The 534-nt window shown below is 60.5% G+C and carries 1 protein-coding gene; it reads left to right on the forward strand.

Going from position 1 to position 534, the window contains the following annotated elements; all coding sequences use genetic code 11:
• On the forward strand, positions 1 to 534 hold a 534-nt coding region (locus tag CSC70_RS14355; RefSeq protein WP_162457234.1), incomplete at both ends, for a biotin synthase BioB.

Genomic DNA, 534 nt, shown 5'->3' on the forward strand with positions numbered 1-534 from the left:
CCTATTGCTCGCAGCGTCTGGGATCGCGTGCCGAGATCACGAAATACTCCTGGGCCGATCCGCAGAAGGTACACGACGCCGTCGAGGCTGGGATTGCCGGTGGTGCACGTCGCGTCTGCATGGTGGCCTCCGGTCATGGTCCATCTCGGCGAGACGTCGAGCGCGTCAATGGCATGGTACGTTCCCTCAAAGCCGACCACCCCGACGTTGAGGTTTGTGTCTGTTTGGGGTTTGTCGACGACGAGAAGGCCGCTTCCATCAAGGAGGCGGGCGCCGACGCCTACAACCACAATGCCAATACCGCTCGCTCTCATTACGGCAAGATCTGCAGTACCCACTCCTACGAGGACAGGATGGATACCGTCGAAGTCCTCAAGCGCAATGGTCTGTCGCCCTGCTCCGGAGTTATTGCCGGCATGGGCGAGACCGACGAGGAATTCGTCGATGTTATCTTCGACCTGCGCAAGCATGGGGTCGATTCGGTGCCGGTGAATTTCTTGCTCCCCTTCGAGGGCACTCCGCTGGCCGGTGGAG

The organism is Pseudoxanthomonas kalamensis DSM 18571 (assembly GCF_010211745.1).
Taxonomy (GTDB): domain Bacteria; phylum Pseudomonadota; class Gammaproteobacteria; order Xanthomonadales; family Xanthomonadaceae; genus Pseudoxanthomonas_A; species Pseudoxanthomonas_A kalamensis.